Here is a 474-nt window from a genome sequence, read left to right as displayed (position 1 = left end):
TCGCCCTGGCCCAGCGCAAGCAGCGCCGCCTGTTCATCCGGCCCCAGCAGGCTCAGCGACCCCACGGTCTGCGCGGGCGACGTCCCCATCGCGCCGAGCAGCGCCATCATCTGCGCGCAGATGGCGGCCACCTGCTCGGCGTCGAACGCGCGCCGCATATAGGTGAAGCTCAGCCGCAGCGTCTGGCGCAGGCTGACTTCGACGTCCATCTCGTACTCGGTCAGGCCGGTACTGCCCTGGGTCTCGAAGCGCAGGCCGCTGCGCCCGGCCGACGCCAGCGCGTCTTCCAGCGGGAAGTTCTCGAACACGAGGATGCTGTCGAACAGGCGCTGGCCGGCCTGGCCGCCCCAGCGCTGAATGTCCGACAGCGGCGTGTGCGCGTGTTCCCGCGCCGACAGGTTGAACGCCTGCAATTCCCGCAGCCAGTCGCCCAGATCCTGCGCGGCACGCGGCTCGGCCAGCACGGGCAGCGTG

1 protein-coding gene is annotated in these 474 nt (G+C 70.9%); it reads right to left on the bottom strand.

Annotated elements, in window-relative coordinates:
* On the bottom strand, nt 1–474 hold a 474-nt coding region (locus OR16_RS39095; protein ID WP_006165042.1), incomplete at both ends, for a condensation domain-containing protein.

It is taken from the genome of Cupriavidus basilensis OR16 (assembly GCF_000243095.1).
GTDB classification, from domain to species: Bacteria; Pseudomonadota; Gammaproteobacteria; order Burkholderiales; family Burkholderiaceae; genus Cupriavidus; species Cupriavidus basilensis_D.
Note: the sequence above shows the minus strand (reverse complement) of the source record. Positions and strands in the feature narration are given on the sequence as shown.